At 56.9% G+C, this 21,332-nt stretch carries 23 protein-coding genes; 12 read left to right on the plus strand and 11 right to left on the minus strand.

Annotated features, from left to right (window positions below):
- Positions 1–49: 49 nt before the first annotated feature.
- The 6 genes from fabF to fabD form a co-directional block, all read right to left on the minus strand.
- Positions 50–1,315, minus strand: coding sequence for a beta-ketoacyl-ACP synthase II (gene fabF, locus AC2FNN_RS16175; protein ID WP_496759533.1), 1,266 nt, complete (start codon positions 1,313–1,315; stop codon positions 50–52).
- Between the two features lie 183 nt (positions 1,316–1,498).
- Positions 1,499–2,242: a 1-(5-phosphoribosyl)-5-[(5-phosphoribosylamino)methylideneamino]imidazole-4-carboxamide isomerase gene (locus tag AC2FNN_RS16180; protein WP_496759534.1), complete on the minus strand. Its 744-nt coding sequence runs from the start codon at positions 2,240–2,242 to the stop codon at positions 1,499–1,501.
- A 123-nt stretch (positions 2,243–2,365) separates the two neighbouring features.
- Positions 2,366–2,905 carry a GNAT family N-acetyltransferase gene (locus AC2FNN_RS16185; protein WP_224852980.1) on the minus strand — a complete coding sequence of 180 codons (540 nt, stop codon included), beginning with the start codon at positions 2,903–2,905 and terminating at the stop codon, positions 2,366–2,368.
- 138 nt (positions 2,906–3,043) lie between these two features.
- Complete coding sequence (locus tag AC2FNN_RS16190; RefSeq protein WP_008756330.1) at positions 3,044–3,277, minus strand: acyl carrier protein; 234 nt, start codon at positions 3,275–3,277, stop codon at positions 3,044–3,046.
- 206 nt (positions 3,278–3,483) lie between these two features.
- Positions 3,484–4,221 (minus strand): 3-oxoacyl-[acyl-carrier-protein] reductase, encoded by a 738-nt coding sequence (gene fabG / locus AC2FNN_RS16195; protein ID WP_496759535.1) that lies wholly within the window; start codon positions 4,219–4,221, stop codon positions 3,484–3,486.
- 42 nt (positions 4,222–4,263) lie between these two features.
- Positions 4,264–5,202: an ACP S-malonyltransferase gene (gene fabD, locus AC2FNN_RS16200; RefSeq protein ID WP_496759536.1), complete on the minus strand. Its 939-nt coding sequence runs from the start codon at positions 5,200–5,202 to the stop codon at positions 4,264–4,266.
- 174 nt (positions 5,203–5,376) lie between these two features.
- Here fabD and AC2FNN_RS16205 point away from each other — a divergent pair, with 174 nt between their 5' ends.
- A complete protein-coding gene (locus AC2FNN_RS16205) occupies positions 5,377–6,603 on the plus strand; it encodes a cytochrome b/b6 domain-containing protein (RefSeq protein WP_496759537.1) in 1,227 nt (408 codons plus the stop codon).
- 61 nt (positions 6,604–6,664) lie between these two features.
- Here the strand turns inward: AC2FNN_RS16205 and AC2FNN_RS16210 are convergent, their stop codons facing one another.
- Together AC2FNN_RS16210 and AC2FNN_RS16215 are read right to left on the minus strand one after the other, a co-directional pair.
- Positions 6,665–7,237 (minus strand): YceI family protein, encoded by a 573-nt coding sequence (locus AC2FNN_RS16210; RefSeq protein ID WP_496759538.1) that lies wholly within the window; start codon positions 7,235–7,237, stop codon positions 6,665–6,667.
- Between the two features lie 125 nt (positions 7,238–7,362).
- The gene (locus AC2FNN_RS16215) at positions 7,363–7,881 is read right to left on the minus strand and encodes a hypothetical protein (RefSeq protein WP_496759539.1); all 519 of its coding nucleotides are present in this window, start codon (positions 7,879–7,881) and stop codon (positions 7,363–7,365) included.
- Positions 7,882–8,164: 283 nt separating this feature from the next.
- Between AC2FNN_RS16215 and rpsF the strand changes: the two genes are divergently transcribed.
- The 6 genes from rpsF (at position 8,165) to AC2FNN_RS16245 (ending at position 11,949) form a co-directional block, all read left to right on the plus strand.
- Entirely contained in the window at positions 8,165–8,518 is a 354-nt protein-coding gene (gene rpsF, locus AC2FNN_RS16220) for a 30S ribosomal protein S6 (protein ID WP_152458335.1), read from the plus strand.
- A gap of 28 nt (positions 8,519–8,546) precedes the next feature.
- Positions 8,547–8,774, plus strand: a complete 228-nt coding sequence (gene rpsR, locus AC2FNN_RS16225) for a 30S ribosomal protein S18 (RefSeq protein WP_005608650.1) — start codon at positions 8,547–8,549, stop codon at positions 8,772–8,774.
- Between the two features lie 12 nt (positions 8,775–8,786).
- Positions 8,787–9,407, plus strand: a complete 621-nt coding sequence (gene rplI / locus AC2FNN_RS16230) for a 50S ribosomal protein L9 (protein WP_496759540.1) — start codon at positions 8,787–8,789, stop codon at positions 9,405–9,407.
- Positions 9,408–9,563: 156 nt separating this feature from the next.
- Positions 9,564–10,049, plus strand: a complete 486-nt coding sequence (locus AC2FNN_RS16235; RefSeq protein ID WP_496759541.1) for a transglycosylase SLT domain-containing protein — start codon at positions 9,564–9,566, stop codon at positions 10,047–10,049.
- A 236-nt stretch (positions 10,050–10,285) separates the two neighbouring features.
- Positions 10,286–10,987: an autoinducer binding domain-containing protein gene (locus tag AC2FNN_RS16240; RefSeq protein ID WP_224852990.1), complete on the plus strand. Its 702-nt coding sequence runs from the start codon at positions 10,286–10,288 to the stop codon at positions 10,985–10,987.
- A 107-nt stretch (positions 10,988–11,094) separates the two neighbouring features.
- Entirely contained in the window at positions 11,095–11,949 is an 855-nt protein-coding gene (locus AC2FNN_RS16245; RefSeq protein WP_496759542.1) for an acyl-homoserine-lactone synthase, read from the plus strand.
- 100 nt (positions 11,950–12,049) lie between these two features.
- On the opposite strand, the gene tig is transcribed toward AC2FNN_RS16245, so the two are convergent.
- The 3 genes from tig to AC2FNN_RS16260 all read right to left on the minus strand — a co-directional run bounded on the left by tig (position 12,050) and on the right by AC2FNN_RS16260 (position 16,601).
- Positions 12,050–13,381: a trigger factor gene (gene tig, locus AC2FNN_RS16250; RefSeq protein WP_496759543.1), complete on the minus strand. Its 1,332-nt coding sequence runs from the start codon at positions 13,379–13,381 to the stop codon at positions 12,050–12,052.
- Between the two features lie 184 nt (positions 13,382–13,565).
- Positions 13,566–14,690, minus strand: coding sequence for a porin (locus AC2FNN_RS16255; protein ID WP_496759544.1), 1,125 nt, complete (start codon positions 14,688–14,690; stop codon positions 13,566–13,568).
- Between the two features lie 309 nt (positions 14,691–14,999).
- Positions 15,000–16,601, minus strand: coding sequence for an NAD(P)H-hydrate dehydratase (locus AC2FNN_RS16260; RefSeq protein ID WP_496759545.1), 1,602 nt, complete (start codon positions 16,599–16,601; stop codon positions 15,000–15,002).
- 171 nt (positions 16,602–16,772) lie between these two features.
- On the opposite strand from AC2FNN_RS16260, the gene AC2FNN_RS16265 reads away from it, so the two are divergent.
- The 5 genes from AC2FNN_RS16265 (at position 16,773) to AC2FNN_RS16285 (ending at position 21,298) form a co-directional block, all read left to right on the plus strand.
- Positions 16,773–17,111, plus strand: coding sequence for a P-II family nitrogen regulator (locus AC2FNN_RS16265; RefSeq protein ID WP_152458342.1), 339 nt, complete (start codon positions 16,773–16,775; stop codon positions 17,109–17,111).
- 41 nt (positions 17,112–17,152) lie between these two features.
- Positions 17,153–18,559 carry a type I glutamate--ammonia ligase gene (gene glnA, locus AC2FNN_RS16270; RefSeq protein WP_171631589.1) on the plus strand — a complete coding sequence of 469 codons (1,407 nt, stop codon included), beginning with the start codon at positions 17,153–17,155 and terminating at the stop codon, positions 18,557–18,559.
- Positions 18,560–18,685: 126 nt separating this feature from the next.
- Positions 18,686–19,333: an MSMEG_1061 family FMN-dependent PPOX-type flavoprotein gene (locus tag AC2FNN_RS16275; protein ID WP_496759546.1), complete on the plus strand. Its 648-nt coding sequence runs from the start codon at positions 18,686–18,688 to the stop codon at positions 19,331–19,333.
- A gap of 66 nt (positions 19,334–19,399) precedes the next feature.
- On the plus strand, positions 19,400–20,188 hold the full coding sequence (locus AC2FNN_RS16280; RefSeq protein WP_496759547.1) for a lytic murein transglycosylase: 789 nt from the start codon (positions 19,400–19,402) through the stop codon (positions 20,186–20,188).
- A gap of 198 nt (positions 20,189–20,386) precedes the next feature.
- A complete protein-coding gene (locus tag AC2FNN_RS16285) occupies positions 20,387–21,298 on the plus strand; it encodes a hypothetical protein (RefSeq protein WP_496759548.1) in 912 nt (303 codons plus the stop codon).
- The last annotated feature ends 34 nt before the right edge of the window (positions 21,299–21,332 follow it).

Consider the following 21,332-nt stretch of genomic DNA (forward strand, 5'->3'; position numbering starts at 1 on the left):
GGCCGACCACCAGAATGGTCAGCGCGTTCGAAGCAATGGCCCGCCACATTTAGTTGACCTTTCCGAAGATCACGCTGGCATTGGTGCCGCCAAACCCGAACGAGTTCGACAGGGCCACATTGATCTCGCGCTCACGCTTGGCGTTCGGGGCCAGATCAATCGGTGTCTCCACCGCGGGGTTATCCAGGTTGATCGTCGGAGGTGCGACCTGATCGCGGATCGCCAGAATCGAGAAGATTGCCTCGATCGCGCCCGCCGCACCCAAAAGGTGCCCGGTTGCCGATTTGGTCGACGTCATGGTGGCGTTCCCGGCGTGGTCCCCCAGCAAACGCTCAACCGCGCCCAGCTCAATCGTATCCGCCATGGTCGAGGTGCCATGCGCGTTGATATAATCCAGGTCCTTCGGCTCCAGCCCCGCGCTGCGCAACGCGGCTTTCATCGAACGTTCTGCCCCGTCACCATCCTCGGACGGTGCCGTGATGTGATACGCATCGCCCGACATGCCATAACCCAGCACCTCGGCGTAGATCTTCGCACCGCGGGCCTTCGCGTGTTCATACTCTTCCAGGATGACGATGCCCGCACCTTCGCCCATGACGAATCCGTCGCGGTCCACGTCATAGGGTCGGCTGGCCGCCTTTGGATTATCCGCATATTTGGTCGACAACGCCTTGCATGCGTTGAAACCGGCGATGCCGATCTCGCAGATGCAGCCTTCGCCGCCACCAGCGACCATGACGTCTGCGTCACCTGCCCGAATGATACGGCTGGCGTCACCGATTGCATGGGCACCGGTGGAACACGCCGTCACGACCGAATGGTTCGGCCCCTTGAAGCCATGCCGGATCGACACCTGACCTGATGCCAGGTTGATCAGAGCACCCGGAATAAAGAACGGTGAAACCCGGCGCGGGCCTTTGTCGCGGATCAGATTGGCGGTATTCGCGATCGAACCCAACCCCCCGATGCCAGAACCGATCAGAACACCCGTTCGCAGGCGGTCCTCTTCATCTTCCGGCAACCAGTTCGCATCTTTGCAGGCCATTTCAGCGGCTGCGATGGAATACAGGATAAAGTCCTCGATCTTGCGCTGCTCTTTCGGCGGCATCCAGTCATCGGGATTGAAGGTCCCGTTGGTTCCGTCCCCGCGAGGCACCTCACACGCGTAGGTCGTGGCGACACCACTGCCTTCCGCATCAAAATGCGTGATGGGACCAGCGCCGGACTCTCCGTCCAGCAGCCGCGACCAGGTTTCCTCGACCCCGCTGGCCAAAGGAGTGACCAATCCAAGACCGGTTACAACGACTCTGCGCATGAAGTGCCTCTTGCCTGCTTCCTGTTATGAGAACCGCTCTTACCCCGGCCCGGGGTCCGGGGGCAAGAGCAACGGCGATTTCAGGCGGGCTTCCCACCGCCGGGCAACCGAAGCAGTACCGCTTTGGGTTATGGATATCGCTGCCCGCCCTTTCACGAATCCGGTTGAAAGGGCAAAGCGTATTTATTGGAACTGTGCCACCGGCTCATGCGCCGATTTTGCCGTTTCCAGAGCATCTGTCAGGTCAAGTGTCTTGCGAAACAGTGCACGTCCCACGATCGCACCCGAGATATTGGGAATATACGCCAGCCGCGAGATGTCATCCGCGGTACGTACAACCCCGCTTGCTATCACCGGGGTGCGCGACTGGCTGGCAATCCCCGAGATCAAACCAAGCTGAGCTTCGACGTCCTCCATATCGCTGTCGATATCCGTCACCACGATAGCAGCAAACGGCGCCCCTTCGAATGCGTCGATAAACGCTTCGGGCGTGAATACGCTTTGGCTGCGCCAGCCATCCGTCATTACAAAACCTTGCCAGACATCGACCGACAGCACGATTTGATCCGGGTAGAGCGTGGCCAATTCCTTGACCAGTTTCGGCTCGCGCGCTGCCAGCGTCCCGATCACGACGCGACCGACGCCCTTGTCAATCCAGCGTTCGACCTGTTCGCGAGTCCGCATACCACCTGCCAACTGAACCGGGATTTCGGCCGCGCGGATAATCTCTTCAATCAATTCGACGTTGGTATCTTTGCCCTCGATCGCGTCGAAATCAGTCAGGTGCATCCATTCGGCACCCGCTTCGGCCCAGCTTCGCGCCGTTTCAACCGGGTTTACGTGCCAAATCATAGCGTTGTCCAAACGACCTTTGTCCAACGTGACACACCGGCCGTTCTGCAACTCCATAGTGGGGTATATCCTCATGAGCTCGGTCCTCCGCTCAATCGCTCTGAAAATCCCCGGCAGCATACACCTGGAACGCCCTCCCAATATCACCGGGATCGGCACAGTTTGGCCATTTTGCGGCATAGTGTCGAAGTGGCGGATTTACGCGAGCGCAGGTGGCCCGTTGCGTCGAAGCAAATGCACCGGGGTTTCATTATACACCCCTTCCCGCATCAATACATAGCCCAGCTTTTTGGCAAGTTTCTGCGACGAGGCGTTGGACGCATTCACCATCGCTACCAAAGGCCCGGGAATCACCCGGTCAAACCAGTCATGCGCTGCTTTGGCCGCCTCATACCCCAGACCCTGCCCCTGCGCCTCGGGCGCCAGAACCCAACCCGCCTCGGGAAAGCCGTCGAAATCCTCGCCCATCTGACGGTTTCCGTAAAAGAAACCGGCCTGTCCGATCAGCTTTCGATTCGATTGTTGCAGCACACCCCATTGTCCAAACCCGGCCATCTGCCAATGCCCGGCATTGCGCAAAAAGGAATCCCATGCTTCGCCGCGCGATCGGGGTGAGCCGCCAATATGCTGCACAACGCACGGATCTCTCCAGATCTCGGCGAACCGGTCAAAGTCCTCCGGGCGCATAGCACACAGCGTCAAACGCGCGGTATTTATCATGGGAGTGGATCTTATCATGCCCTGTCCACTTTGAATTTTGCCTCAATGGAAACAGTGCGCATCCGAAAATGCACGCGCAAGCATGAATTTTGAGCGGACATAAAAAAACGGCGCCTCCGTTGCCCGGAAGCGCCGCTTTTGATCAGAAGGAAACGCTTAGGACGCTTCGCTGATGAATTTGACCGCGTCGCCGAAGGTCTGGATGGTCTCGGCTGCGTCATCGGGGATTTCGATGCCGAACTCTTCTTCGAAGGCCATGACCAGTTCAACGGTGTCCAGGCTGTCTGCGCCCAGATCATCGATGAAGGACGCGTTTTCCGCGACTTTATCTTCTTCAACACCCAGGTGCTCAACAACGATCTTCTTAACGCGATCTGCGACGTCGCTCATGTCTATTCCTCATTCCTTTACAGGGCGGTCTGCCCGATTCTGCCCTTGCCCGCACGGGTTGGCTTTGATTTGCCCGTTTCGGGCGGTTTGGGTCCCGGCGAACCGGGAAGTCGAAGGCCGACCTGAACAACCGGCCCCGCATAGATGCGCCGCCTATAGCATAGTCGACGCAAGAGGCAAACGCTTTCGCGCTGCCCCTGTGGCGATCACAACATGGCCATACCGCCGTTCACATGCAAGGTGCTTCCGGTAACATAACCGGCTTCGGGGCTGGCAAGATACAGAACAGCCGCTGCAATTTCTTCGGGTTCACCCATGCGACCCGCCGGAACCTTGAGCAACAGACCCTTTTTCTGTTCCTCGGTCAGCTTCTCGGTCATTGCAGTCGTGATAAAACCCGGCGCCACGGCATTCACGGTAATTCCGCGCGTTGCCACTTCATGAGCCAAAGCCTTGGAAAACCCTATCATTCCGGCTTTTGACGCAGCATAGTTTGCCTGCCCCGGGTTGCCAATTGCGGCAACCACGGACGAGACATTCACGATCCGGCCCCAGCGTGACTTCATCATGCCGCGGATCACACCTTTGCACAGTTTCATCGTCGAGGTCATGTTCACGTCTATCACGCTCTGCCATTCCTCGTCGGACATGCGCATGAACAGGTTATCGCGCGTGATACCCGCATTGTTCACCAGGATATCCACCGATCCCATCGCCTCGGCCGCTTGCTTTGGCAACGCTTCGACCGCTTTGGGATCGCTCAGATTGCAAGGCAAAACATGCGCGCGTTCGCCCAGTTCATCCGCCAGAGCCTGCAATGGCTCGACCCGTGTACCGGACAATCCGACCGCTGCGCCAGCACCGTGCAACGCACGCGCAATGTCGCCTCCGATACCGCCCGAAGCACCGGTGATCAGCGCATTCTTACCTGTCAAATCAAACATTCGGTTTTCCTCTTGGTGCGTCGGCCACGACGCTTTTTGAGCTTACGATTCGGCCTGAAGGGCCTTTTGAACATCTTCCGGTGTGCCCACAGCCTTGCCTGCAATGGCACGATCGATCTTGCGGATCATGCCGGACAACGCTTTGCCGGCACCGATTTCCCACGTTTCAGTCACGCCCTGCGCGGCCATGAACCGAACGCTTTCACGCCAGCGAACCGACCCCGTCACCTGTTCCACCAGCAACTGGCGGATCAGATCCGGATCACTGACGGCTTCGGCGCGTACATTGGCCACCAAAGGCACGGAAGGCGCCTTAATCTCGACGGCAGCAAGCGCTTCCGCCATGACATCTGCCGCAGGCTGCATCAGCGCACAGTGAAATGGAGCACTTACAGGCAACATAACAGCACGTTTTGCGCCTTTTTCCTTGGCAATCTCGGCGGCACGCTCGACAGCAGCCTTGGAACCGGACACAACCACCTGGGTTGGATCGTTGTCATTGGCAGCCTGACAGACCTGCCCCTGCGCGGCTTCTTCTGCAACGGCGCGAACCGCCTCCAGGTCCAATCCAAGAATGGCCGCCATTGCTCCCTCGCCGACCGGTACGGCACTTTGCATCGCCAGACCGCGGGTGCGCAGCAGGCGCGCGGTGTCCGCAACCGACAGAGCCCCCGCAGCCGCAAGGGCCGAGTATTCACCCAAGGAATGACCCGCCACGAAAGCCGCCTGACCAACCGAAACGCCTTCGGCTTCCAGCGCACGCATTGCCGCCATGGATGTCGCCATAAGGGCCGGCTGGGCATTCTGAGTCAGCGTCAAGTCGGCGATGTCGCCGTCCCAGATCACGCTGCTCAGCTTCTCTCCCAGTGCCTCGTCCACCTCATCGAAGACGGCCTGCGCCGCCGGATAGGCATCGGCCAGTGCTTTGCCCATACCGATGGTCTGGGCGCCCTGCCCCGGAAAAACGAACGCGAGTGTCATTGCAACCTCATGGATGACGTCAGGTTGCGGCGGGGTGTAAACTGACTGATCGTCTGGCACAAGCACTGCCTGTGTTCTGCATTCTGGCACCTTGGCTGTGCACAGGCGCTTACTTGTGCCGACTTCCGATAACCTTAACTTGGGCGCAGCACAGAATCTCGGAGCGTTGCACCCATGGCCTCGACCAATTCCTTCTCAAGCTACGGCAGTGTCGCAAAGACGTTTCACTGGCTCACCGCGTTGCTCATCATCACGGCCCTGCCGCTCGGCTGGATCGCGGACAACCTGGCCTACGCCGTGCTGCATGCCTCCACAGCCCCAAGCGAGGCCGAAGTCGCACGCGCGGCGCGCATGTTCTCATTGCACAAAACCGTGGGCGTCACCGTGTTCTTCGTTGCATTGGCTCGGATAGTATGGGCCTTCACGCAAACCAAGCCCGGCCTGCTGAATGCCGACAACAAGCCCGAGGCTTTCGCCGCCGAAACTGTCCACTGGCTTCTTTATGGGTCACTGGTGCTTGTGCCACTGACCGGTTGGGTACACCACGCCGCAACCGAAGGGTTTGCGCCAATCCTCTGGCCCTTCGGCCAAAATCTGCCTTTTGTACCGAAATCAACCATTGTGGCTGAGGTGACAGGCGTTCTGCATTGGCTGTTCATGTGGACGCTCGTCGGCGCGCTGGTCCTGCACGTTGCCGGAGCGTTGAAACATCACGTCATAGACAAAGACAGCACGTTGCGCAGGATGTTGCCGGGTGGGTCGGACGCACCTGAACCTCCACACCAGCATCATTCCCTTGTGCCCGCCATCGCCGCGGTGGCCGTTTGGGCGCTTGTCCTCGCCGGGGGCTGGGTCTCTGGCGAATTTGCGCGTGAGGCCGACGATGATGACGCCGACGTCCAACTGGCCGAGGTGCAATCAGACTGGCAGATTCAGAACGGCACCCTTTCCATCACGATCTCGCAATTGGGCAGCCCGGTCACCGGCTCGTTTTCCGACTGGACAGCCGCAATTGCTTTTGACGAACCTGCCGAGCCTGGCCCGGCCGGGTCCGTCGAGGTCACGATTGCCATAGGGTCTCTCAGCCTCGGAACCGTAACCGAACAGGCCATGGGTGCGGATTTCTTCAACAACGCCCAGTTTCCGACGGCCCAGTTCACGGCTGACCTTTTCAAAACCGAAAACGGATACGAGGCACGCGGACCGCTGACAATCCGCGACAAGATGATCGACATCATACTCCCGTTTTCACTGGAGCTTCAGGACGGCACCGCGACCATGACGGGATCGGTTGATCTGAACAGGTTGGATTTCGGCATCGGCGCATCGCAGCCCACCGAAGATTCGCTCGGCTTCACCGTCTCAGTCGCTGTGGAACTCGCTGCGTCCCGCAGTCAGTAATGCCAAAAAAATTCCGCCGGTGACAGGATCACCGGCGGTTTTCTTGTTCGTTGTCTTACGCTTATTCGGCTTTTTGCGCTTCGACCGAGATCTGCACCTGCACTTCGTCACTTACAAACGGTGCGAACTGGCCCAGATCAAATTCACTGCGGACAAGGGTCGTGGTTGCGTTGAAACCGGCCCATGGCTTGTTTGCCATCGGGTGGGTGTCAACCTTGTTCAGTTTTGCGTCCAGAACAACGGATTTGGTCACGCCGTTCATGGTGAGGTCGCCGGTAATCTTGGCAGTGTTTTCACCCGTCACTTCGATACCTGTCGAGGTAAAGGTGATCAGATCGCCGTCGGTCGCACCAAAGAAATCTTCGGTCATGAAGTGATCTTCACGCGGCTTCCAGCCGGTGAACATTTCCAATACCGGCATCGACACACTGACGCTCGACGCAGCCGGATCTTCCTGATCAAACATGATCTCGCCCTCAAAGCCCGAGAACATGCCGGTTGTCGTTGAAAAGCCCAGGTGGTCATAGGTGAAGACAACCTGGCTGTGGCTCGGGTCCAGCACGTATTTCTCGGCGCTGGCGAATGCCGTGGTCGCCGATACGGCCAGTGCAGCAGCAAGAAGGGTGGATTTCATAACAATCTCCGCGTTTTTGTGAATGCAATCCGTCAGGGTTGCTCACGAACAAAATGTGCCGCCTGTCGGCGGCACACAACCTTTTTCGAGTCACAACATCTGTTCCTTTTTGAACAGAATAAAGTTCAGCCGAAAATTGTTACGCTCTTGCTCAGTTGTCCTTTCAACGCTCGGCTGACATCCGCCGATTCAAGGGGCAGCTTCATCAAAAGGCTCCCATCCACATCGAACAAGTGGACTTCGTTTTCCTCAAAACGTGCACCACCCAGCGACTCATAACTGCGGCGCAGCACCGTCTGAGGGCGCCCGTCCTCGTTCTTTTGCAGAACACGGACTTCGCGGCGGATCGGATCGAAATAAGCATCCGGGCGTTGATCAAAAACTTCGATTGTCAGCAAACTGACACCGACAATCAGAAACAGCATGGATGCCACCATCTTGATCGGCCAGACATCTGCACCCACGATCGAACCCGGCATCAGCCACATCGAAAACGCCGAAAAGATCAGGAACGCTCCTACCAACCGCGCCAGGATCAAACGGGCCTTCCAGTTTGGCGCGAAGGCAATCATCACCGGCACCGAATGCTCAAAGCGCGAGCCTGCCGCCTCTTCCCGGTATGTGTTTGTATTGGTCGCGGTCATAACACTTCACCTTTTATCAGGTTACTGTCGATTTTCTGTTTGGTCCGGGTAACGTCCGGTATGCAAAACAACTTTGAGCCGAAAAGCGTCAGCATTGGGGCGGCCCAAAGGAAATTGGACGGCGTCTCAAAGGCATATGTGGCAGGGCTTGCTCCTGCGGTTCAAACGTGTATACGGGGCCATCCTTCGCAATCAGATGAATCGCGCAGCCTCTCGTGGCAGGGTCGCGAAGGACCGGATGGCCCCGCCTATGAAATGCGCCTTGATATAAACAGGAGTGCACATGCCACTGTATGAGCATGTAATGATCGCGCGTCAGGACCTGTCCAACGCGCAGGCGGAAAGCCTCGTCGAACATTTCGGCACCGTTCTGGCTGACAACGGCGGCAAGCTGGTTGATAGCGAGTACTGGGGCGTCAAGACGATGGCCTACAAGATCAACAAGAACCGCAAAGGCCACTATGCCTTCCTGAAGACCGATGCCCCCTCGGGTGCGGTACAGGAAATGGAACGCCTGATGCGCCTGCATGACGACGTCATGCGCGTTCTGACCATCAAGGTCGACGGCCACGAAGACGGCCCGTCGGTTCAGATGCAGAAGCGTGACGAGCGTGGCGACCGCCGCGAGCGTCGTTGATCACCGCCTGAGGAAAGGACACTAAACCATGGCCGCAAAACCATTTTTCCGCCGCCGCAAGGTCTGCCCGTTCTCGGGTGAGAACGCGCCGAAGATCGACTACAAAGACACGCGTCTGCTACAGCGCTACATCTCTGAGCGTGGCAAGATCGTGCCTTCGCGCATCACCGCCGTTTCGGCGAAAAAGCAGCGTGAACTGGCCCGTGCTATCAAGCGCGCCCGCTTCCTCGCCCTGCTGCCCTACGCCGTGAAGTAAGGAGAGACTGACATGCAAGTTATCCTTCTGGAACGCGTTGCGAAACTGGGTCAGATGGGCGACGTCGTTGACGTCAAGCCCGGCTACGCCCGCAACTTCCTGCTGCCCCAGGGCAAAGCCCTGAGCGCGTCCGACGCCAACATCGCGTCGTTCGAAGCCCAGAAAGCGCAGCTTGAGGCCCGCAACCTGGAAACCAAGAAAGAAGCTGAGGCCCTGGCTGAAAAGCTGGACGGTCAGCAGTTTGTCGTGATTCGCTCGGCATCGGATGCCGGCGCTCTGTACGGTTCGGTCACCCCGCGTGACGCCGCTGACGCCGCAACCGAAGCAGGTTTCACCGTCGACAAGAAACAGATTGTCCTGATCGCCCCGATCAAGGAACTGGGTCTGCACACTGTCGCCGTTAAACTGCACCCCGAGGTTGAAGTCGAAATCAAGATGAACGTGGCCCGTTCGGCAGAAGAAGCTGAACTGCAGGCTTCGGGCAAATCGATTCAGGAACTGGCTGCTGAAGAAGAAGCCGCTGCTGAATTCGAGATCGCCGAACTGTTCGACGACATCGGCTCGGCCGCGTCCGAGGACGAAGAGCTGGCCCCGGAAGCCGCTCCTGCCGAGGAAGACGAAGCCAAAGCCTGATCCGGCAAGGTTTCGAACAAAACAAAGGCCGTGCTTCAGCGCGGCCTTTTTTCTTGTTTCCGAGCCAAACCAGCAAATTTCAGCCCAACTCCATCCATTATCTTGCAGCCAAATACTCAGGCCATATCATTGCCACTCGAAACCCCGGAGAAACTTATGCCCCCGTTCACACGTCGCAATCTCTTGGCACTCTTACTGACAGCCCCATTGGTTGCCTGCAGTGCAGGAGAAGTCTCCAAGGCCGAAACATCACAGTTCAACCCTCTGCTCTATCCAAACGAAACGCCGGAACTTCGTGCGTCGATCAACAAATGGGCGGACCATTACGAGCTTCCGCGAGAGCTTGTTCACAAGCTTGCCATTCGTGAAAGCACGCATCGCCCCTGGGCGGTCAACCGACCCTATTATGGGCTGCTGCAAATCCTTCCGGCCACCGCGCGATCCATGGGATACACCGGAAACGCCAAAGGCTTGTTGGACGCGGACACCAACCTTGAGTTCGCCGGGAAATACCTTCGGGGCGCCTGGCTTCTGTCTGATGGCAACCAGGATCGGGCCATATTTCTTTATGCCAAGGGCTTTTACCCCGAAGCCAAGGCGCGCGGATTGCTGGTGGAAACTGGGCTGAAACCCGCCAACTGACGGTAAATAGCGTCAGAAAGCCGCGTGAAATTAGCACTATTCGCTGAATAGTGACAAAAATGTTCTATTGAATGTCTCAATATTTGGAATTGCGCAGACAATTAGTACCTCGCCTTGTCATGTTTAGGAAAGTATGGTGTTCTGGCTCGGTGAGGTAAACGGGTTCCACTCTGTGTTATATGCATGCTCGACGACACCATCGGGCTGTAAGATGGGCCGCAGCTGGTAGGCACCACATGGAAATTGTCGATCTGAGCACTCTGCCGGATTCAGAAGTTCGATACACCGAATTTCTAAGGCAAATCTGTGAGAAGCATGATATGGATCATGCTGCATATGCTGGCATGAACCCGGCCGCCGGTACGGTGGCAGGCTTCGTGACATATGACGACGCCTGGAACAAGCATTACCAGAACCAGGGTCTGATCATGATCGACCCGACCATCCACATGGCCCGCCGCAGCATCGCGCCCGTGGATTGGAGCCGCCTCGAGCGCAGCCCCGATTTCCAACGTGTATTCCGGGATGCCCATGATTTTGGATTGCCGAACCAAGGCGTTACGATTCCCGTGCGCGGCCCCTATGGGGATATCGGCCTGCTGAGCGCAACGCGCGATTGCAGCAAAGAGGAATGGCGCAAGCTTTATACGCATGTCATCAGTGACTTGCAGTCGATGGCAGTGCACATCCATGACAACGTGGTTTCATCAGACGAATTGACCAGCGCGCTGTATCATCCAACGCTCTCCAGACGTGAGACAGAGATATTGCAGTGGGTTGCAGCGGGGAAATCGCAACAGGATATCGGCGATATTCTGTCCATTTCGCACCGAACCGTAGAAGTGCACTTGCGTTCCAGCCGAGAAAAGCTTAGTGCGCTGACCACCCCTCAGGCCGTTGGCCGCGCGATTGCAATTGGGCTTATTACCCCAAGTTAAACAAAAAAATCGCCAAATTTCGCCAAAATACGGGAAACCCCCAATAGAAAATCTCCCCGAGTCCGGTAACTTCTAATTTACCGAACAACCACTCGAAGGGGGAAGAAATGATCATCGTGGTAGATGGCCTGAACAGACATATGTTCAGCGAAGTTCTTGACGAAATGTTCGAGCTGAGAGCACGCGTTTTTGGTGGGCGCCTGGGATGGGACGTCAACATTCAAGACGGAAAAGAAATCGACGAGTTCGATCAACTGGACCCGGCATATGTAATCGGACTCGACGATGAGGGGAATGTCGTCGCAGCCGTGCGTGCCCTCCAGACAACCGGACCTCACATGTTGTCGGATGTCTTTTCGGCGATCCTTTGCGGCGAAGCACCTCTTCGCAGCGCTACCATGTGGGAATCCACTCGTTTCTGCGTAGACACCCAACGCCTCACGCGTGGCAAGGAAAAGAACTCAGTCTCCTACGCGACTTGCGAGTTGATGATCGGATCTTTGGAATATGCGAAAAACGCAGGTATTCAGGACATCATCACCGTGATCGATCCGGTCATGGATCGGGTGCTGAAGCGTTCGAATTGCGCGCCTTATGACTATGTCGGCAAGACGGTTCCAATGGGCAAGGTTCACGCATTGGCCGCTTTGTTGGACTGCACCGAAGAACGTATCGCCGGCCTGCGTGAATTTGCGGACATTCACAATGACGTCTTCATGGACGACGAAGAGGCGCTGGCCCTGTTTGCGGCGAAGAAAGCCGCGGCCAAGAACCCGGCGAATCAGGATCACAAACCACTCACCGATCTAGAGAAGTACTTTGTGGAACAGATGAGCGCGGCAAAAACCGAAGCTGAACGGCAGGATGTCCTCAAGCTGATCGAAGCGCTTACGGATACGTTCACGCCAGAACAAAAAACCGCTCTTTTGGAAACCCCCCGTGCTTTTGCTCATGAGGCCTGACCCCCTCACCTCATAGATACAAAAGCCACCCATGCGGAGCCGTCTGATTGCAGGCGGCTCCGTTTTTTGTCCCTTCTTCTGATGAAGGGAAGGAAGAGGATTACTCCTCTTCCAGTGCCTCAACGGCTTTCTTAAGGTCGTCTTTGCTGACTTCCTTGTCGGCGACCTGAGCCAGCTCCAACACGTAGTCCACAACCTTGTCTTCAAAGATCGGCGCACGCAGCTGTTGTTGCATCTGTGCGTTCTGCTGAACGAACTCAAAGAACTGACGTTCCTGACCCGGGTACTGACGTGCCTGGTTCATGATTGCCTGTGTCATCTCGGCGTCGGTGACTTCAACCTCGGCCTTCTGGCCCAGTTCAGCCAGCAACAGGCCCAGACGCACGCGGCGCTCGGCCAGCTTGGTGTGCTCGTCCGTAGGCTCGATCGGGTCGTGGTCGTGGCCTTCGACTTCTGGGTTTTCTTCGTGCCACAGCTGATGCGCAATCTGCTTGGCTTCGGCTTCAACCAGCGACGGCGGCAGGTCGAACGACACGATCTCGTCCAGCGCATCCAGCAAAGCGCGCTTGATCACGGCGCGCGATGCACCTGCATATTCAGCTTCCAGACGCTCGGCGATCTGCTTTTTCAGGGCTTCCAGATCTTCGGCACCGAATTTTTTGGCCAGCTCGTCGTTCACTTCCGCAGCAACCGGTTCTTTGACTTCCTTGATTGTGCAGGTGAACACGGCGTCTTTTCCGGCCAGATGCTCGGCACCGTACTCTTCAGGGAACGTGACGTTGACGTCTTTTTCTTCTTCGGCTTTCACGCCAACCAGTTGCTCTTCGAAGCCGGGGATGAAGCTGTTCGAGCCCAGAACCAGCGGGTAATCCTCTGCCGAACCACCTTCGAATTCCTCGCCGTCAACCTTGCCGACGAAATCGAACACGATCTGGTCGCCGTCCTTGGCTTTTGATCCCTTGCGGCGCGCTTTGAAGTCCTGAGCGGTTTCCGCCAGATTGTTCAGCGCTTCCTCGACAGCAGCGTCATCGGCCTTGACGATCAGCTTCTCCAACTCGACCGATTTCAGGTCAACTTCCGGGATCGCCGGCAGCGCCTCGTAGGACATGGCGACTTCCACGTCATCGCCTTCTTTCCAGTCCTCATTGGTCATCTTGACCTCGGGCTGAAGCGCGGGGCGATCACCGCTGTCTTCGAAATGCTTGTTCATGGCGCCGTCGATGGTTTCCTGCATCGCCTCGCCCAACAGGCGCTGGCCAAACTGCTTTTTCAGCAGCGCCATTGGCACCTTGCCTTTGCGGAAACCTTTCATTTCGATTTCCGGCTGCGCCTCGGTCAGCTTTTCATTGACCTTCTCGTCCAGCTCGGCTGCTGACACAACGATGTTGTAGCCACGTTTCAGACCTTCGTTCAGCGTCTCGGTAACCTGCATTATGGTAGTCCCCATAGGATTCGGGGCGCGCAAATAGGGCGCGCCGGGCAAATTTGAAGCCTTCTATTTGCCCAGCCGCCCACGTGCAAGGGGCAAAGGCTGAATCCAGTGGTATTTGATCGCCAAAACCGCAAAAAAGAACGCCCCGGAAACCGGGGCGTTCGCGCTTGTTCCAGCCGGGCAATCAGAACTTCCAGCGTGCGCCCAGAACCCATGCTTCGTTGTTGTCAAAGGATGTGCCGTCATCGAAATCGTGGTTGCGGTATTTCAGATAGACATCCGTATTGATCGCTTCGACTTTCTGCACGACCGCGACACCCCAGGCTTTGGTGTCAGAACCGTTGCTCTGGAAATCCGAGCCATCATAGTAATCGATGCCGACGCCGGTCTTGCCCCAGGACACCCAGTTGCCTTCATACGAGATCTTACCATACCAATAGTTCGGATCCGTAGCACCGGCCTGATCATCGTCGCGCGTACCGCCCGCAATCGTAAAGCCCAACCCGCTGGGAAGCAGGACAGAAGCAGAACCGATCGTATCTTTGCGATCCCCCGAATTGTTGTCCCGGTCTCGTACCGAATAGGCAACGGCTGCGGCGAATTCCACACCACCGGCAAAGGTGTTTTCATAAAACAGACCGACGTCGTAATAATCGTCATCGTCGCTGCTGGACAAAATGTTCTGACCATAAGCGAATCCAGCTGAGAACCCATTGAACGTTGGCGTATCATACCGCACACGACCGCGCCGCGCGCCGTCAAAGTTGCTGGAACTGTCGCCAACTGTAATACCGCTCAGCAAACCGGTCGTGTCGCGATAGAAGAACCCTGAATTTTCATCGTTGGTGAACGAATACAGCGCGGTTCCGACATATGACAGATCAACCTCTGCGGCACCATCAGCGACCATGCTGCCCTGACCTGCCGAAAACTTGCCATAGCCACCTTTCAGCGAAAAATCCACATGGCGAATGTCTTCGCGATTCCAACCATCTGCGTTGGTTCCGAATTGATTGGCAGACGCCGAACCCGGCAGACCAAGGCCCGTTTCAAACCAAAATTGGAACTCGTTGCTTCCATATGGCTGCACAAGACGCAGGCCAACACGGCTGTTCGACAGATCGTTGTCGAGAACACGGGTCTCGGTATCCTGTCCGTCATCCACCGAGATCAAGGCGGGGTGCAGTTGCCCATACAGCAGCACATATCCGCCACTATTGTTTTCGTACTTCATTTCCGCCACAGCCGGGATGGCGGTCGTCGCAGTCAGAACAGCGGCTACTGATATCGGTTTGATGTTAAGGGTCATTTCACTCACCATGAAAGGTTCGGGGTTCGGGTACTGTCCAATTGTTTACTAACTACGAGCGTTCCAGTGGTTCGCATTCACTCCCTCGCAAGCATTGCAATTTCGCAACATAGATTGTCGGAAAAAACGAATATTTTGCATTTTATATCATACAGTTACGGATCTATTCGAAAATCTGCAAAAAAGTGCGCAAATAAATTGTGACGTCCAGCTATGCATCTGGCAAACATTCGGTCTGCATTGATGCGAACCTTGACGGCGGATTTTCGCCGACTCGCCGTGAATTGGGCCGTTCCATGCCCAACGAACTCAAATATTCAACTTTCTGAAAACCTCCGGCACCTGTTCCGGCAAATCTTCCGCGATCAAACCCGGCCCGAACTGGCGCGCGCACTCCACATGCAGCCAAGCCGCAGTTTCCGCCGCCCGCATCGGTGCCAAACCTCGCGCCAACAAACCTGCGATGAACCCTGCCAGCACATCGCCAGACCCGGCCGTCGCCAACCAGGGGGCCGCTCTTTCGTATACGGCCAAGTTGACTACGCACCGTCCATCCGGCGCAGCAATCACCGTGTCCGGGCCCTTGAACAGAACCACGCACCCAGCCCGTTTTGCAGCAGCACGCGTTGCGTCCACCTTGGAAAACGCCGGGCCCTTGACCGGAAGCGCCTTCATCTGCGCGGCGATGTCCGGGAATACCCGTGCAAATTCCCCGCCATGCGGTGTCAGTACGCATTTGTCGTGCAATCGCGCGATCAGGGCGCCGGGATCCTCGGCAAAAGCTGACAAAGCATCCGCATCCAACACGGTCGCCCGCCGCGCAGCCAAGGCGATCGGCACAAGCGCCCGCGCCCGCTCCAACCCCAGCGCAGGCCCCAGGCAGAGCGCATTCAGGCGCGTATCCTCCAGTATTTCAGACAACCCATCAGCCCCATCAACCCGCTGCAACATGAGGGCCGTGATCTGGCTGGCCACCTCCATCTGCGCAGACGGCGGCACGCCCAGCGTCACCAGCCCTGCCCCAACCCGCAAAGCCCCCCGCGCCGCCAACCGCGCGGCCCCTGTTTTGCCCGCCCCCCCGGACAGGATCAAAGCGTGGCCATGCGAGTATTTGTGGCCAACCGGAACTTTCGACAGCTTCACCCTGTCGGCCTCGGTTGTGTGAACGATCTGACCGTCTTCAAGTGTTTCAAGCCCAATCGACTTGGTTCGGACCGTCCCGCAGGTCATCGGACCATCACCCAGAACATGCCCAAGCTTTTTGCTGTGAAACGTCACCGTCATGTCAGCAACAATCGCATTGCCGAGAATGCGACCACTGTCGGCGCACAAGCCGCTTGGCGCGTCAATTGAAACGACCTTTACGCCTTGATCTCGCAGCAGGGTTCTGGCTGGTTCGTTGGCCAACATGGAAAACACACCGACAAATGGTCGGGTGAGACCCGTGCCAAAAACCCCGTCGACAACCAGATCAATGCTCTTTGGAAACCTAAGAAAATCATCCTTAAACGGGGCAGGATCGACGGCGAATACGCGAACCTCGTTCTTTGCTCCCCATCTCTCATAATTCGCCCGCGCATCCGGTGGCAGCTTTGCCGGGTCTCCATAAAGGAAGACCTCAACCTCCCAACCCAGCTGCTGCAAAAGCCGTGCCACGACAAACCCGTCACCCCCATTGTTGCCGGGTCCGCACAGCACCACTGCGCGCAGCGGATCCTCTTCATCTGGCTCTAAATATCCCGGGGAGCGCGAGGGGCTGGCCCCTCGCCTGTCCAACACGGGCCATTCCTCGAAAATCGCGTCAACAACACCCTGCCCGGCCCGCTCCATCAGTTCCAGACCGGTCGCGTCACCAGACTTGATGGCGGCCTGCTCAATGGCCCGCATCTGTGCCGCTGTCAGCAATTCCATCCTTTCACCCCTCGTCCGATTCAGTTTTGATTACTTTTTGTGCAAATCGCTCAAAATTTAGCACCCGATCGTTTTTCCAAGCATCCCGACCTGCACGATATCGCAATCACATTGCCGCCCGATCTTAGACGTGATCACTGCCCCTGAGACAACCATTCAAGGTGAACCGGGATGAAAAAGATCGAAGCGATCATCAAGCCGTTCAAACTGGACGAAGTAAAAGAGGCATTGCAGGATGTGGGCGTCCAGGGCCTCAGCGTCATCGAGGTCAAAGGCTTCGGTCGCCAGAAAGGCCATACCGAACTGTATCGCGGCGCCGAGTATGTCGTCGATTTTCTGCCCAAGGTTAAAGTCGAGGTCGTATTGGACGACGACCAGGTCGACGCCGCGATCGAAGCAATCGTGTCGGCCGCCAAAACCGACAAGATCGGAGACGGCAAGATTTTCGTCTCGCCCGTCGACCAAGCCATTCGCATCCGGACCGGCGAGACCGGCTCGGAAGCGCTCTAACTCACACGATTACTGACACATCTATCAAAAGGACCAAGGGAATGAGCGTAGACGCAGTTCTCAATACAATCCGCGAAGAAGACGTCGCCTATGTCGACATCCGCTTCACCGACGTGCGCGGCAAACTACAGCACGTCACGGTGGACGTCGATCTGGTCGACGAAGATTTCCTGGAAGAAGGCTTCATGTTTGACGGCTCGTCCATTGCAGGCTGGAAGTCGATCGAAAATTCGGACATGAAGCTGATCGCCGACACGACCTCGGCTTACATCGACCCGTTTTATGCGGAAAAGACACTGTGTCTGCACTGCTCGATCGTTGAGCCCGACACCGGTGAAGCCTATGGCCGCGACCCGCGCGGAACCGCGCAGAAAGCCGAAGCCTACCTGAAGTCCAGCGGTATCGGTGACGTTGCCTACATGGGTCCCGAAGCTGAATTCTTCCTGTTTGATGACGTTCGTTTTTCCAACAGCATCAACAAAGTATCCTTCGAAGTTGATGCAACGGATGCGTCGTGGAACACCGACACCGAATACGAGATGGGCAACATGGGCCACCGTCCGGGCGTCAAGGGCGGCTACTTCCCGGTCAACCCGATCGATGAAGCCCAGGACCTGCGTTCGGAAATGCTGTCGACCATGAAACGTTTGGGCATGAAGGTCGACAAGCACCACCACGAAGTAGCGTCTTGCCAGCACGAGCTGGGCCTGATCTTTGACAGCCTGACCAAGCAGGCCGACGAGCTGCAAAAGTACAAGTACGTCATCCACAACGTGGCCCACGCTTACGGCAAATCGGCGACCTTCATGCCGAAGCCTATCGCAGGTGATAACGGCACCGGCATGCATGTGAACATGTCGATCTGGAAAGATGGCAAGCCCCTGTTCGCCGGCGACAAATATGCCGACCTGTCGGACGAGGCGCTGTATTTCATCGGCGGCATCCTGAAGCACGCCAAGACTCTGAACGCCTTCACCAACCCGGCAACCAACAGCTACAAGCGTCTGATCCCTGGTTTCGAAGCCCCCGTTCTGCGGGCCTATTCGGCGCGCAACCGTTCGGGTTGTGTGCGTATCCCATGGACTGAAAGCCCCAAAGCCAAACGTGTCGAGGCACGCTTCCCCGATCCGGCCGCCAACCCTTATCTGGCGTTTGCCGCCCTGCTCATGGCTGGTCTTGATGGCATCAAGAACAAGATCAACCCCGGCGAGGCGATGGACAAGAACCTGTACGACTTGCCCGCCGAGGAACTGGCCGACATCCCAACCGTCTGCGGTAGCCTGCGTGAAGCTCTGGAAGCTCTGGCATCGGATCACGACTTCCTGCTTCAGGGCGATGTGTTCACCAAAGACCAGATTGACGGCTACATCGCGCTCAAGATGGAAGAGGTGGAAACCTACGAGCACACGCCGCACCCGGTGGAGTACGGCATGTACTACAGCTGCTAAGCTGAGTTTTGGAACGAATTTCCAGGGCGCCCCTTCGGGCGCCCTTATCATTTCTGCCCACACGGTTTGACGCGCCGCCGTTGATCCAACAGACTGGTGAGAACACTCCCGGCCGGAGACGACAGTATGCCTTGCGATACCTCACCTTTCTCGAAATTCTCAAACCTTGTGACATCCGAACAGGAGCTGAGACGGATCTCTGGCCATCCGCTGCCACAGATCATTGCCAAGGAGGTGTCCTCACTCGATCAGATGTGTCGCGATTTCATAGCGACCTCGCCATTTTGCCTGATCGCTTCGGCCAACACGGACGGGCATCTTGATGTTTCACCCCGTGGCGACCCGCCCGGCTTTGTTCAGGTGCTGTCCGAAACCCTGATCGCGATCCCGGATCGGCCGGGAAACAAACGCGTGGATACGTTCCACAATGTTCTCAAGGATCCGCGCGTCAGCGTCCTGTTCTTTGTTCCGGGCAAGATGGAAACGCTCCGCATTCGCGGCACAGCCCGTATCTGTGCTGACCCCCGTTTGCTTGAAACCATGGCCATTGACGGGCACCTGCTAAAACTGGCGCTGCTCATCCATGTCGAGACAGCATTTGCACACTGTCCCAAATGTGTAATCCGCGCGCATCTGTGGCAACCCAAAGACTGGCCGGATTCGACCCGCTTGCCAAATATGAACGCAATGATGGTGAAACACGCCCGCATCAATGCCACCCCAGAGGAATGGTTCGAAACGCTCAGGAAAAAGGGTGAGCTGGACCTTTATTAACCGCTTTGCCCAAGGCGCAGCCCACGTTAGGCTGACCGAAGATTTCAATTCCATCGGATTACGCCCATGTTTCGCCTAGCCACCATTCTTGCCTTTTCCCTGACGTCCCCGGTTCTGGCCGCACCCTGTGGCAACACCAGCGCAGGATTTGAGGCGTGGAAGGTCGATTTTGCCAAACAGGCACGCAAGGCGGGGGTGAAAAAGAAGGGGCTGCAAGCGCTGTCCCAGACACAATATGCCACGCGCACCATCGCCGCGGACCGCAATCAAAAAAGCTTCAAATACTCGCTGGACAAATTCATGCGAGTCCGAGGGGCTGATACAATCATCGCTCAGGGCCGCAAACGCAAAGCTGCCAACCCGAACTATTATGCCGCCTTTGAGCGGCAATATGGTGTTCCTGCGGGCGTTCTGATCGCCATTCACGGCATGGAAACCGGCTTTGGCAATTTCATGGGTGACAGTCAGGTTGTTTCCGCAATCACAACTCTGGCCTATGATTGTCGCCGGTCTGAGTTCTTTATTCCCCACGCAATTGGGGCACTGAAACTGGTCGACATGGGCAGCATCACAATGGCGACAAAAGGGGCAAAACATGGCGAACTGGGCCACACGCAATTCCTGCCCGGCAACGCCCTGACCTATGGTGTCGATGCTACGGGCGACCGGCGCGTGGACTTCTACAACATGACGGATGCACTGGCCTCAACCGCCAATTTTCTTCGCCAGAAGGGGTGGAAACCGGGGCGCGGCTATCAACCCGGGGAACCAAATTTCCGCGTCTTGCAGCAGTGGAATGCAGCCTCGGTCTATCAGCAATCCATCGCAATTATGGCCGCCCGAATCGACAATTAGCCCCGCCGCACCGACAACACGCGCTGCGCCCGATTTCGCCACATTTCCGCCACAGTGACAAACAAAAGCCTTTAGTTGCTTGGTTTCCAAAGCGTAACCAATCGCCGGGAAATTTCACTTTTTTTGCATTTTTTGCCAAATTCTCTGCAAGAAGGGGTGCTAACCTTTGGCTGACAGAACGAAAAAAAGGACAGGGCAGTGGCTCGGAAGCACAGCTACCATGGCGGCCTGCAATTTGATGGCGACGCAACTGGCGCGATAGAGCGCTTTGGAACGATCGTCGCCACGACGCTGGAAGACTACGGTCATCTGGTTGAGCGCAAGGCCCTGCTCAGCGCGACCGAGGCCAGCATCGTCTCGAGCCAGTATCTTGTGCGGATGACTCTGGATACAGGCACCTCCGGGCAGCAGGATCGTTACGAGCGCATGGATCGCGCCGCAGGGTTGAAAACCATGACAAAACCCCGCGTGTCACATCCCCAAAACAGGTTGGTACTGACGATCACGCCAGTCTCGCCACTTTTGGACGACGCCGAGATTTCCGAACTGATGCTGGTGGTTACTCTGTATCGCATGGTCGATATCTGTTCGACCCGGCGGGTTGAATGGTTGTCGCCGCACACGGTTCTCACCGTCGAGCACTTCATGAGCGCCTTTGACACCCTGACACCAAGCCGAACAACGCGGGATCGAAAGCAGATCTTTCAATCACTGACCGGACAGTTTGCCGGGATGCAGCAGTCGGTACAGGATGACACGATCACTGCCCTACACACTCCTGCCGCGCGTCCAATTCAACTGACGGACGAACAATTGCTCAGCATCGCGTTCCGAAGCGACGAGGCAGACCTGCCCACCCAGAAGGACGCAGGCGCTTCCATCGCGGATGATGATGACAAGCCAAGCGACATCCTGCGCCTCAGCAGTTGGTGCATGACCGGAGTTCTGGCCAGCGTTTCCGCACCAATTGCCGTATCGATGGCCGCAGTCAACCTGATCCGGGGCGAGGATTTCCGCCTGAACACACAGGTGCTTGTGTTCACATTTGCCATTGTCGCACTGAACGCCAGCAACGCGTTGGCTGATGTAGCGGGCGCCTTGGGCATGTAAAGGAATTATCGAAGACCCTCCTAGGAGGCCCCGC

This window comes from Ruegeria sp. BHSA118 (assembly GCF_059613405.1).